We start from the raw sequence: 12,588 nt of genomic DNA on the forward strand, positions 1-12,588 counted from the left end.
GGTACATTACACAGAAGCAGCCGGAAAGGCTGCTTTTCTTATAATTGGAGGAATTGAACATGGAAAAAAAGCTGGCAGCCGTGCTGCAGCAGCTGCCCCAGGCAGTGGTGACAGGAACAGTAGAAAATCAGGTAATCACGGATTTGACCATTGATTCCCGTACGGCAGGTCCTGGCGGCCTGTTCATCTGTTTAAAAGGCGTGCATACCAATGGCCACGCCTACATTGGCAAGGCTGCGGCCCAAGGGGCTGCTGCCATTTTGGTGGAGGAGGACGTGCCCACTGTGCCCGGCGTGGTGCTGATCCGGGTAAAGGATACCACGGCCGCCATGACGGCCCTGGCCCCCTGGTTCTACGATTATCCCGCAGAGAAAATGCGGGTCATCGGGGTAACCGGCACCAACGGCAAGACCACCACCACGACGATTCTGCGCAATCTGCTGACCCGCTGCGGTCATAAGGTGGGCCTGATTGGCACCATCTCCATTATGATCGGCGAGGAAAGTGAAGTCAGCCATAATACCACCCCCGATGTGGTGGATTTGCAGCGGACCCTGTACCGCATGGAGCAGGCCGGCTGCGACTACGTGGTGATGGAAGTGTCTTCCCACGCTCTGGCCCTTAATCGGGTGGCCGGCATCGAATACGATACGGCGGTGCTCACCAATATTACCCAGGACCACCTGGATTTCCATAAGACCATGGAAAACTACCGGGAGGCCAAGGCCCTCTTGTTTACCCGGCTGCACCTGGGGAAGAAACCTGGCAAAACGGCCATCTTCAATAGCGATGACCCCAGCTCCCCGCTGATTATGAACCGGGTGAAAACCAAAATCCTGACCTACGGCAAGGGCCCGGAGAACGCTGTATATCCCCTGTCCTTCCACGTAGGTGCCCGTCATATGGAACTGAACCTCCAGACCCCTGCTGGGGAAATGGACCTGCAGCTCCATATTACCGGGGAATTTAACGTATATAATGTAATGGCGGCGGTTTGCGCCGCCCTGGCCGAAGGTCTCAGCCGGGAAGAAGTCATTCAGGGCCTGGACCAGTTCGGCGGGGTGCCTGGCCGCTTCCAGCTCATTGACGCCGGCCAGGACGCTACCGTGGTGGTGGACTATGCCCATACCCCGGACGGCCTGGAAAACGTGCTCCATACCGCCCGCCAGATTACCCAGGGCAAGCTGTGGGTGGTCTTTGGCTGCGGTGGGGACCGGGATGCCAAAAAGCGCCCTATTATGGGCAAATTGGCCTTGGATTTGGCCGACCAGATTGTGGTTACCACCGACAATCCCCGGAGCGAGGATCCGGAAGCTATTATCCGGGATATTGAAGCCGGTATGCAGGGCGCTGCCCCCGGCAAGGAAATCCACAAGATTACCGACCGGAAGGACGCCATTGAATTTGCCGTAGGCCACGCCCAAAAAGGCGACGTGGTGCTCATTGCCGGCAAAGGCCATGAGAATTACCAGATTTTGAAGGACCGCACCATCCATTTCGATGATGGGGAAGTAGTAAGAGACTTTGTACAAAAGGGGAAACTCCATGATTGATATAGCTTTAGTGACCCGCGCCCTGCCGGTGGAAACCAGTCTGCCGGCGGACACCGTATTTACCGATGTAACCACCGATTCCCGACAGCTTGCGCCGGGAACTCTTTTTGTCGCCCTCCGGGGAGAAAAGTTTGACGGCCACGCCTTTGTCAGCAAGGCCCTTGCCGCCGGTGCAGCTGCCGCCGTGGTGGACCATGTGCCGGAAGGGGTGGACCCGGGCAAATGCCTGGTGGTCAAAGACACCCTGGACGCCTACCAGAAGCTGGCCTCTGCCTACCGGCTCAGCAAGCCAAAGGTAACGGTGATTGCCATTACGGGTTCCAACGGAAAAACCTCCACCAAGGACCTGATTAGCGCCTGCCTGTCCGCCAAGTACCGGGTCATCAAGACCCAGGCCAACTTCAACAACGAAATCGGCCTGCCCAAGACCCTGTTCACCATCCAGGACGACACGGAATTTGCCGTAGTGGAAATGGGAATGCGGGGCCTGGGCCAGATTCGGGCCATGAAAAAACTGGCCCTGCCCGACGCAGCAGTGATTACCAATGTGGGGGACACCCATTTGGAGCTGCTGGGCAGCCTGGAAAATATTGCCAAGGCCAAAAGTGAAATCCTGGAAGACTTTACCCCAGCCAATCACGCCTTCCTGAACGGAGATGACCCCCGGGTGTCCGTGATGCCCACCGGCGCTAAGGTAACCACCTACGGCATCGACGCAGACTGCGACGTGAAAGCCCTCTCCCTTACGCCTACCGGCCTGGGCACGGACTTTACCTACCGCAGCCGGGTTACCGGCCAGACCCAGGCGGTGCACCTGCCCCTGGCCGGCCGGCACAACGTAATGAATGCCCTGGCGGCCATTGCCGTGGCTGAAGTCTACGGGGTGGCCGATGGAGCCATTGCTGGGGCTCTGGAGCACCCTGCCATGACGGGGATGCGCCAGGAAGTCCTGCACTTTGGGGACATTACGGTTATCAACGACGCCTATAACGCCAGCCCTGCCTCTATGAAGGCGGGCCTGGAAACCCTACGAGACCTGGTCAAAAACCAGGGCCGGGGCCGGGCGGTTGCCGTTCTGGCCGATATGCTGGAACTGGGAGCCCACTCCCAAAGCGGCCATACCCAGGTAGGGGAATGGGCTGCGGACTGCGGCGTGAAAGAGTTGATTGTCTACGGCACCGAAGCTAAATATATAGGTGAGGCTGCCGCCAAACGGGGCGTCATCGTTACCTATGCGGCAAACAAGGAAGAAGCCGCCCGGCTGCTCCAAAAAATTCTTCAGCCGGGGGATGTGGTCCTGTGCAAGGGCTCCCATTCCATGGCAGTGGACCAGGTGATTCCCCTGGTCTTTGGGAAAGAAGGCGCTGACGCATGAGTGCTCTTGGCATGCTGGTAACCTCCTTTGTCCTTACCGTACTTTTTGGCCGGCTGCTGCTGCCGCTGCTGCACAAATGGCATTTTGGCCAAAGCATCCGGGAATGCGGCCCCAAGGAACATTTGAAGAAAAGCGGGACCCCCACCATGGGCGGTCTCATGATGATTGCAGCCCTTTTGGTTTCCACCCTGGTGTGGATTCCCCTGAGCGGCCGGGTCTTTTTGGCCCTGTGGCTGTTCTTGGGCTATGCGGTCATTGGTTTTATTGACGATGGTCTGAAGATTTTCTTCCATCGGAATTTGGGCCTGACCTCCAAGCAGAAAATGCTGCTCCAGATTCTGGTAGCCGCCGTGTATCTGCTGTATCCGGGAGCCGTCAGCGTCTACAGCACCAGCGTGTGGATTCCCCTGGTCAACACCACGGTTTCCCTGGGTGCCGGTTACTATGTTTTCCTGCTCCTGCTGCTGGTGGGAACCACCAACGCAGTGAATTTGACCGATGGTCTGGATGGCCTGGCAGCCAGTGTTACGGTGCCGGTCATGCTGGCCTTTGCTTACATTGGGTATCTCAGCCACCTGCCGGCGGAAATGCTGTTTGCGCTGGGCGTTTGCGGCTGCTGCCTGGGTTTTTTGGTGTACAACCACCATCCTGCCCGGGTGTTCATGGGTGATACCGGTTCCTTGGCCCTGGGCGGCGCTGTAGCGGCCTGTGCCATTGCAACCCATACGGAACTGCTCCTGGTCCTGATTGGCGGCATTTACGTGCTGGAAGCCCTGTCAGTGATTATGCAGGTCACGTATTTCAAGCTGACCCATGGCAAGAGAATCTTCCGGATGAGCCCCCTGCATCACCATTTTGAGCTGGGCGGCTGGCCTGAAGTGCAGGTGGTCAAGAGATTTTTCCTGATCAGTTGCGTTTTCTCCCTTTTGGGAGTACTATTATTTATCTGTCGATAAATGAGGGGGTAATGTAAAATGGCAGACAATCGGGCAATTTTTGTATACGGAGCAGGTATTAGCGGGCAAGGTGTGGCCGAAGTCCTGGCAGACCAGGGCGAGGAGGTCGTTTTATATAATGATACGGACGTGGATCTGGAACCGGAATGGTGCACTGCCTTTGGGGCAGTGGGCGGCCTGTTTATGACCGAAGTGGATCCCACCGATGAACTGAAAAGAAGTAAGCTGATGATCATCTCCCCGGGGATTCCCTTTACCACCGATACGGTGAAAAAAGCCAGGGAACTGGGCGTAGAAATCATCGGGGAAGCAGAAGAAGCCAGCCGGCTGTACAAAGGCAAATGGATTGGCATTACCGGTACCAACGGCAAGACCACAACCACCACGCTGGTGGGGGAAATGCTGGATACCCTGCCGGTAAAGACGGCGGTGGCCGGCAACATTGGCCGCTCTCTGTCCAAAGAGGTCATCAATCTGGACGCAGATTCCTACGTGGCTGCCGAACTGTCCAGCTTCCAGCTGGAAGGCGTCACCACCATGCGGGTGAACATTGCCCTGATTGTGAACATTACGCCGGACCATTTTGAACGCCATGGCAACATGGAAAACTACATTAACGCCAAGGCCAATATTTTTGCTCACCAACAGCCGGAGGACGTACTGATTTTGAACGCTGACGATGCCAACTGCGTGGCTCTGGCTCCCCGTGCCAAGGGCCGGGTGGTGTTCTTCAGCACCCAAAAACAGCTGGATGAAGGCGCCTATATTGAAGACGGCTGGTTCGTCCTGAACCTGGACGGCAAGAAGCAGCGGATTCTCCAGGTTTCCGACATGAAGATTTTCGGTTCCCACAACGAACAAAACGTGCTGGGAGCCCTGTGCTGCGCCTACTTTGCCGGCGTTGCCCCGGAAAACATGGCCAAGGTCCTGAAGAACTTCCAAGGCGTGGAACACCGGCTGGAATACGTAACCACCATCAAGGGCGTACCCTACTACAACGATTCCAAGGCCACCAATACGGACTCCGCCGTGAAGGCCATGGAAGCCTTTAAGGACGGCCACGTAATCCTTTTGGCCGGCGGCCATGATAAGCTGACGGACCTGACCGAATTTATGCAGGTGGCAGCCCGCCAGACCGATGCCCTGATTCTTTTGGGCGAAGCCCGGCAGCGTTTCTACGAAGCCGCGGTGAAAAACGGCGTAAAGAACATCTATATGATTGACGGCAGTTTTGACGATGCCGTGAATAAAGCAGCCAGCCTGGCCCAGCCGCCGGAAGTGGTCCTCCTTTCTCCTGCCTGCTCGTCCTATGATATGTTTGACAACTATCCGCAGCGGGGGAGATATTTCAAGGAACTGGTCCGGAAACTGGAAAAACAGCAGGAAAACGCGTAGGAGGCTAGATTGTGAAAGTAATCCTTTCAGGCGGCGGCACGGGCGGTCATATCTACCCGGCGCTGACCATTGCTGATGCCATACGAGATTTGGAGCCCTCTGCGGAAATCACCTTCGTGGGAACCCGGAAGGGCCTGGAAAAAGATATCATTCCCCGGTACGGCTATCCCCTGGAATTTATTGAAGTGGCCGGGTTTGAGCGCCATTTGGGGCTAGGTACCCTGAAAAGCGCCGGAAAGTTGGTGGTGGGTCTCAGCGAGGCCTACCAGCTGCTGAACCGGATTAACCCCGACCTGGTCATCGGTACCGGCGGCTACGTGTGCGGCCCCATTTTGTTTTGGGCCGCCCTGAAGCGGGTACCCACGGCCATTCAGGAGCAGAATGCCATGCCCGGGGTAACCAACAAGATTCTCTCCCGGTTTGTGGATGAAGTCTTTTTGGGTTACAAGGAAGGGGCCCGGTACTTTGCGTCCCACGCCAAGAAAATCTTTACCGGCAACCCGGTGCGCAAGGAAATCCTTGTGGCCGAACGGTCTGCGGGAATTGCCAAATTTCAGCTGGACCCCAGCCGGAAAACCCTGCTGGTGTTTGGCGGCAGCCGGGGCGCCCGTTCCATCAACCAAAGCATGATTGCGGTGGAAAAGGCCCTAGCCGGCGACCGGCATATCCAGATTCTCCATGCCACCGGCCAGCAGGGGTACCAGAGCCATATTGAAGCCCTGGGAGAAAACCTGCTCAAGGCGGACAACCTGCACATTGTGCCCTACCTGCACGATATGCCCCTGGCCCTGGCGGCTGCGGACGTAGCCGTTTCCCGGGCCGGGGCCATTGGCCTGGCGGAACTGATGGTCAAGGGAATCCCGTCCATCTTGATTCCCTATCCCTACGCCACGGCCAACCATCAGAAATTTAACGCCCGTGCCCTGGCAGCCCTGGGGGCAGCCAAGGTGGTCCTGGACAAGGACCTTAGCGGAGAAATTTTGCTGCGGGAAGTAGAAAGTCTGCTGAAAGATGAAGAAGTCTTAGCCATGATGCATCGCAGCGCCTGCAAAGCAGGTATGCCTCAGGCAGCTGAAACCATTGCCCAGGAGGCGCTGGCTTTGGCAGAACGTGATAGGAGGAACGCATAGTGCTGGATTTGGATAAAATCAAAAATATACATTTTATCGGTATCGGCGGCGCCGGTATGAGTGCCCTGTCGTATGTTATGATCAAACGGGGCTACCAGGTTTCCGGCTCAGATGCCAAACCGGGCTACATGGCCACCAACCTGGCCAAAGAAGGGGCCCTGGTTTTCATCGGCCATTCTGCCTGCCAGATTGAACGGGCGGAAGTGGTGGTGGTTTCTACCGCCATCCATCCGGACAACCCTGAACTGGTGGAAGCCAAAAAAAGACAGGTACCGGTAATCCACAGAAGTGATGTGCTGGCCTATCTCATGAACAAACACAAGGGCGTGGCCGTAGCCGGCGCCCATGGCAAGACCACCACCAGCTCCATGCTCTCCTGCATTACCTGTGAAGGGGGCCTGGATCCCACCATCGTGGTAGGGGGCATCGTTAACAACCTGGGCAGCAATGCCGTCAACGGCAAAAGCGATTATGTGGTGGCAGAAGCCGACGAAAGCGACGGCTCCTTCCTGAAATTCCATCCCTACCTGGCGGTGATTACCAATATCGAAAATGACCACCTGGACCATTACGGCAGCGAAGAAAACATCCAGGCAGCCTTTGCCAAATTTGTGGAGCAGATTAAGGAAGACGGCAAGGCCATCTTGTGCTACGATAACGCCAAGGTCCGGGCCCTGGGAGAAAAGACCGGCAAGACCGTAATCTCCTACGGCATCGACAGCAAGGACGCCGATTACCGGGCAGAAAATATCGAATACGGCAAAAACGGCACCACCTATGATATCCTGTATAAGAACGAAGTCATCGGCAAGGGGCAGCTCATTGTCCCCGGCCGTCATAACGTATTAAACTCCCTGGGGGCCATTGCCGCCGCCCGGGAACTGGGTATCCCCCTGGAAAGCATTCTGGCCTCCCTGGCCCATTTCAGCGGTGCCAAGCGCCGTTTTGAAACCAAGGGCAAGGTTGGCGGCGTTTGGGTAGTGGACGACTACGCCCACCATCCCACGGAAATTGCCGTGACCTTAAAGGCTGCCCGGCAGACCCAGCCGGAACGACTGGTCTGCGTGTTCCAGCCCCACCGCTATACCCGGACCCAGCTTCTCCTGGACCAGTTTGCGGTGGCCTTCAAGGACTGTGATGAGCTGATCATCACCGACATCTACGCTGCCAGCGAAGACCCCATTCCCGGCGTCAGCGGGGAAATGCTGGCCCACAAGATTGCCGAAACCACCGGACAAAAGGTCCGTTATATTTCTGGGCAGGATAAAATCGAAGAAACCCTGGAACGGGAAGTTCGGCCAGGCGACCTGGTGATTACCATGGGCGCCGGGGACATCTACCGGCTGGGGGAGCAGTTAGTGCAAGCATTAGAACGGAGTGAAGCAAATGCGTAAAGAAGACAAAGTCGCAGTGGTTATGGGCGGTCCGTCCAAAGAAAGAGAAATTTCCTTTTTGACTGGCAACGCCATTTTGGCCGCTTTGCAGGAAAAGGGCTACAACGCCGTAGCCATCGACCTGGATCCGGCTCATTTTGTAGAGCAGCTGAAGGAAAGCGGCGCCAAGGTGGTCTTTAACGCCGTTCATGGACTGTACGGGGAAGACGGCCGGCTCCAGGGCGTCCTGGAAATGCTGGGCATTCCCTATACCGGTTCCGGGGTGCTGGCCAGCGCCCTGGCCATGGACAAGGCTTATACCAAGCACCTGTTTGAAAACAACCATGTGCCCACGGCCCGCTGCCTGTACCTGAACAAGCACGATGCCGTCAGCCCCAAGGAACAGATTCTCAAGGAACTGGGCCTGCCGGTAGTGGTAAAGCCGGTGGCCCAGGGCTCCAGCATTGGTGTAGTTATCGTTAAAAGCGAGGCTGAACTGGACAGCGCCCTGGAAGAAGCCTTCTCCTACGGTGACCGGGTACTGGCCGAAGCCTTCTTTAAAGGCAAGGAAGTGGCTGCCGGCGTCATGATGGGCGAGGATGGCAAGGCCATTCCCATGCCCCTGGTGCTCATTGAGCCCCACTCCGGCTCCTACGATTTCCATTCCAAGTACACCAAGGGCGCAACCACCTATACCTGCCCGGCACCTTTTTCCGAAGAAACCACGCAGAAGCTCCAGCAGGTGGCAGTGGCTGCCTATAACGCCCTGGGTTGCCACGGGGTTGCCCGGGTGGACCTGATGCTGGCTGACGATGGCAGCTGCATTGCCCTGGAAGTCAACTCCATTCCGGGGATGACCGCTACCAGCCTGATTCCCAAGGCTGCGGCTGCCATGGGGATTTCCTTCCCCGACCTGTGTGAAAAAATTCTGCTGACGGCTCATTAAAATGAACAAGCCAAAGGTTTTTCGCCCCCGGCTTCACACCAGAAAAAGCGGTCAGGAGGAAGCCCGGGAGAAACAACGAGAGCAGGCTCCCGTCCAGGAAGAACGGGCTTTCCAGCGGCAGCTGCGGGAAGCCCGGGAGGCACGGGAAGCCCGGGAACGCTGGCAGGAAGTAGAGCAGCGGGAGCGGGAAAAGAAGGCGGAGGAGGCAAACGCGCCTCGTAGCCGGACCACCTACCATGAACGGCGCCGCAATAAGCGCAGTACTCCTCCGGAGGAAAACCTGGAGCATTTGACCACCCGGCAGAGAATCCGGAAAAGACGCCGGCTGAACAAGGTGAAGCTCTTTCTCATGCTGGGCTCCATTCTGCTGCTAGTGGCCTCCTACGTGCTGCTGCACCAGCCCTGGCTGGCCTTTGGACGGCTGGACGTCCAGGGCAACAGCCGGGTGACCCGGGAAGAAATCAACCAGTGGGGGAATGTGCCCACGCCCCTGAACATCTTTAACGTGGACAAAAAAAGCCTGGCCAAAGCGCTGCAAAACGATTACCGGGTGGAATCCTCCTCCGTGTCCTACGGCTGGCCCAACGTGCTCCGGGTAGTAATCAAGGAGCGGCAGCCGGCCCTGTACGTAGCCTGCGAAGGAGGAGAATACGCCAAGCTAGACCGTACCGGCCACGTCATCGATTTGCAGCCCGGCATTCCTGACGACAGTGCGCCCTATGTATCCGGGTGCTATGTGGGCCAGGTGCAAAAGGGCGACGTAATCAAGAACCAGGACGTGCTGGGGCTTCTGGATTTTCTCAGCAAGCTGAAGCCCGACCTGAAGAAACGGATTACGGAAATTGCCATGGACGACCAGAAAAGCATCAAGATTTTCCTAGAAGGCGGTGTTCCCATTATTATCGGAACCTACCAGAACGGGGAAGAAAAAATGGATACGTTCATTGCCATCTGCCAGGAACTGGAGTCCAAAAAAATCAAAGCAAAATATATTGATCTGACCTACGACAAACCCTACGTGAAACTGCAATAAAGAATGGGGGACTTATGTTACTAAATGGAAAACGGGAAAAGTTCTTCTTATTTTTGGTCTGCCTGATTCTGGGCACCATGATTTCCACCCAATTCCGCAGTGCAGAAAATGCCAGGCACAACACCCTGAACCAGCAGCGGGCTGAGGATTTGGCCGAAAAGCTGCAAAATACGGAAAAAGAAAACAAGGTGCTGACGGAACGGCTGGAAAAACTGGAAGCCCAGGGCTCGGGAACCGACGCGAAAGTCCTGCAAAGCCTGAAGCTCAAGGCTGGGGAAACCCAGGTGCAGGGCCCCGGGGTCCTGGTAACCCTGGACGACAGTAAGGTGACCCCCAAAAACGGGGAAAACCCCAACCTGTACATTATCCATGACGACGACCTGCTGCGGCTCTTGAACGAGCTCAGGGCCGCTGGGGCAGAAGCACTGTCCATCAACGACGAGCGGCTCCTGGACGTTTCCGAGGTGCGCTGTGCCGGTCCTACGGTATCGGTGAACAACACCCGCTTTACCCCGCCCTACGTCATCCGAGCCATTGGGGACCCCAAGACCCTGGAAGGAGCGCTCCGGATGCGGGGCGGCGTGGTGGAAACCCTGAAATTCTGGGGCATCCAGGTGGACGTAGCCCAGAAGAAGGAAATCATCATTCCGGCCTTTAAGGGCACCCGGCATTTTGAATATGCCAAAGCGGTGGAAGGAGGCAAGTCATGATTTATGCAGTGGCTGGCCTGGCTCTGGGCATCGCCATCGGCGTGTACCTGCCGGTCTTTCCCCAAGCCTACGCCAAACTGGTGGCGGTGGCCTTTATGGCCTGCCTGGACGCAGCCTTCGGCGGTTTTCGTTCCGCCAAGGAAGGCCATTACAACAACAGCATCTTCATCAGCGGCTTTTTCGCCAACGGACTTTTTGCGGTTTTTCTCTGCTACTTTGGCATGAGATTGGGCATAGACCTGTATTATGTGGCGCTTATTGCCTTTGGCCTGAGGATTTTCAACAATATTGCGATCATTCGCCGGCTCTTCATGAAAAAGTAACGGAAAAAGTTGGCGTTTTGCATGAAAAGTGCGTGAAATATTACCTGTCAGATGATATACTATACAGTATAGTGTTATTTTAGAACTACTCAATCTTAGAAAGAAAATAGATTAGGAGGACCATGGTATGATGTTTGAGGCAGATAAGGATAAGCTGGATCAGCCCCTGGAAAAAATAAAGGTTATCGGTGTAGGCGGGGGCGGCAATAACGCCGTTGATCGTATGATCGAAGCCGGGTTGCAGGGGGTGGAATTTGTTGCTGTCAACTGCGACGCTCAGGCTCTGCAAAAATCCAGTGCGCCCACCAAGATTCAAATTGGTGAAGACGAAACGAGAGGCCTGGGAGCCGGTGCCAATCCTGAAGTAGGTGAAAAATCTGCCGAGGAATCCAAGGATGTACTGGCAGAAGTTGTAAAAGGTGCAGACATGGTCTTCATTACCGCTGGCATGGGCGGCGGTACCGGTACCGGTGCTGCTCATGTAGTGGCTGAAATGGCCAAAAATGCTGGTGCCCTGACCGTGGGCGTTGTAACGAAACCCTTCTCCTTCGAAGGCCGTCGTCGTTACAATGTAGCTGAACAAGGGATTGCCAACCTGAAAGCAAAAGTAGATGCGCTGATCACCATCCCCAACGACCGTTTGCTGCAGGTTGTAGACAAGAGAACTTCCATGAAAGATGCCTTCAAACTGGCCGATGACGTACTGCGTCAGGGCGTACAGGGCATCAGTGATTTGATTTCCGTTCCTGGCCTGATCAACGTTGACTTCAACGACGTAAAAGCCGTTATGAGCAACGCTGGCAGTGCTATGATGGGTATTGGTTCTTCCAAGGGTGACGAAGGCGCTGCTGCCGCTGCAGAAGCTGCTGTAAAGAGCCCGCTGCTGGACAGCACTATCGAAGGCGCCAAGGGCGTACTGCTGAACATCACCGGCGGCCCTAACCTGTCCCTGATGGACGTGAACGAAGCCAGCAAGATTATTACCGACGTGGTAGACCAAGATGCCATCATCATCTTCGGTGCCAACATTGACGAAAGCATGGAAGACGAAATCCGGGTAACCGTGATTGCCACCGGTATTGACGAAGGCAAAGGCTCCACCTCTGCCAGACCCCAAAGCTTTGTAAAACCGGAAACCCAGCAAAGCCGTTTCACCCAAAAAGCTGAATCTGCGGCTTCTGCTAAGGTAAGCTCCTTCACTTCTCCTTCTTCGGAGATTCCACCCTGGATTCGCAACAAATAAGCAGTAGAAGGGGGTGTAAGTTATGAAATGTCCATTCTGTTCTTACGGCGACAGCCGGGTAGTCGATTCCCGTTCTATTGATAATGGGGCATCCATCAGACGCAGAAGAGAATGTCCCAAATGTGGACGGCGTTTCACCACTTACGAAAAGTATGAACAAGTTCCCCTGCTGGTCATCAAAAAGGACGGCCGCCGGGAAATGTTCGACAACAAGAAACTTCTGGCCGGATTATTGCGGGCCTTTGAAAAGAGACCCTTCTCCTATGAGCAGATCCAGTCCCTGGCTTCCCAAATCGAAGGGGAACTGCGGGCCAGCGGAGAAAACGAAATCAAGTCCACCCAGATTGGCGAAACTGTCATGAAGTATCTGGAAAAGATTGACCAGATTGCCTACGTACGGTTTGCCTCTGTTTACCGGCAGTTTGCCGATGTGAACAGCTTCATGCAGGAAATTCAAAACATGCTGAAAAAGGGCGGTCCCGATACGGACAAGAAATAATCCGCCGGCAGTGCGGACAACCTGACTGCAAAAAGGCACAGCGCTTAGCGCT

12 protein-coding genes are annotated in these 12,588 nt (G+C 55.7%); all 12 read left to right on the forward strand.

Annotated features, from left to right (window positions below; all coding sequences use genetic code 11):
- The first annotated feature begins 59 nt into the window (after nucleotides 1-59).
- Entirely contained in the window at nucleotides 60-1,553 is a 1,494-nt protein-coding gene (locus tag C7E10_RS10525; protein WP_105327231.1) for a UDP-N-acetylmuramoyl-L-alanyl-D-glutamate--2,6-diaminopimelate ligase, read from the forward strand.
- The gene (locus C7E10_RS10530; RefSeq protein WP_105327232.1) at nucleotides 1,546-2,928 is read left to right on the forward strand and encodes a UDP-N-acetylmuramoyl-tripeptide--D-alanyl-D-alanine ligase; all 1,383 of its coding nucleotides are present in this window, start codon (nucleotides 1,546-1,548) and stop codon (nucleotides 2,926-2,928) included. Before C7E10_RS10525 ends, C7E10_RS10530 begins: the two co-directional genes overlap by 8 nt.
- Entirely contained in the window at nucleotides 2,925-3,884 is a 960-nt protein-coding gene (gene mraY, locus C7E10_RS10535; RefSeq protein ID WP_105327233.1) for a phospho-N-acetylmuramoyl-pentapeptide-transferase, read from the forward strand. The genes C7E10_RS10530 and mraY overlap by 4 nt, the downstream gene beginning before the upstream one ends.
- A gap of 18 nt (nucleotides 3,885-3,902) precedes the next feature.
- Nucleotides 3,903-5,279, forward strand: coding sequence for a UDP-N-acetylmuramoyl-L-alanine--D-glutamate ligase (gene murD, locus C7E10_RS10540; protein ID WP_105327234.1), 1,377 nt, complete (start codon nucleotides 3,903-3,905; stop codon nucleotides 5,277-5,279).
- A gap of 11 nt (nucleotides 5,280-5,290) precedes the next feature.
- Nucleotides 5,291-6,409, forward strand: coding sequence for an undecaprenyldiphospho-muramoylpentapeptide beta-N-acetylglucosaminyltransferase (murG, locus tag C7E10_RS10545; RefSeq protein WP_105327235.1), 1,119 nt, complete (start codon nucleotides 5,291-5,293; stop codon nucleotides 6,407-6,409).
- Nucleotides 6,409-7,803, forward strand: coding sequence for a UDP-N-acetylmuramate--L-alanine ligase (murC, locus tag C7E10_RS10550; RefSeq protein WP_105327236.1), 1,395 nt, complete (start codon nucleotides 6,409-6,411; stop codon nucleotides 7,801-7,803). The genes murG and murC overlap by 1 nt, the downstream gene beginning before the upstream one ends.
- Nucleotides 7,796-8,728 (forward strand): D-alanine--D-alanine ligase family protein, encoded by a 933-nt coding sequence (locus C7E10_RS10555; protein ID WP_105327237.1) that lies wholly within the window; start codon nucleotides 7,796-7,798, stop codon nucleotides 8,726-8,728. Before murC ends, C7E10_RS10555 begins: the two co-directional genes overlap by 8 nt.
- 1 nt (nucleotide 8,729) lies before the next feature.
- Nucleotides 8,730-9,761, forward strand: a complete 1,032-nt coding sequence (locus C7E10_RS10560; protein WP_105327238.1) for a cell division protein FtsQ/DivIB — start codon at nucleotides 8,730-8,732, stop codon at nucleotides 9,759-9,761.
- 14 nt (nucleotides 9,762-9,775) lie between these two features.
- Nucleotides 9,776-10,471, forward strand: coding sequence for a DUF881 domain-containing protein (locus C7E10_RS10565; protein WP_105327239.1), 696 nt, complete (start codon nucleotides 9,776-9,778; stop codon nucleotides 10,469-10,471).
- On the forward strand, nucleotides 10,468-10,794 hold the full coding sequence (locus C7E10_RS10570) for a small basic family protein (protein WP_105327240.1): 327 nt from the start codon (nucleotides 10,468-10,470) through the stop codon (nucleotides 10,792-10,794). Before C7E10_RS10565 ends, C7E10_RS10570 begins: the two co-directional genes overlap by 4 nt.
- Before the next feature lie 130 nt (nucleotides 10,795-10,924).
- Complete coding sequence (gene ftsZ / locus C7E10_RS10575) at nucleotides 10,925-12,037, forward strand: cell division protein FtsZ (protein ID WP_105327452.1); 1,113 nt, start codon at nucleotides 10,925-10,927, stop codon at nucleotides 12,035-12,037.
- A 22-nt stretch (nucleotides 12,038-12,059) separates the two neighbouring features.
- Nucleotides 12,060-12,536 carry a transcriptional regulator NrdR gene (nrdR, locus tag C7E10_RS10580; RefSeq protein WP_105327241.1) on the forward strand — a complete coding sequence of 159 codons (477 nt, stop codon included), beginning with the start codon at nucleotides 12,060-12,062 and terminating at the stop codon, nucleotides 12,534-12,536.
- Nucleotides 12,537-12,588 lie beyond the last annotated feature (52 nt).

This window comes from Acidaminococcus hominis (assembly GCF_900291475.1).
Lineage (GTDB): Bacteria > Bacillota > Negativicutes > Acidaminococcales > Acidaminococcaceae > Acidaminococcus > Acidaminococcus hominis.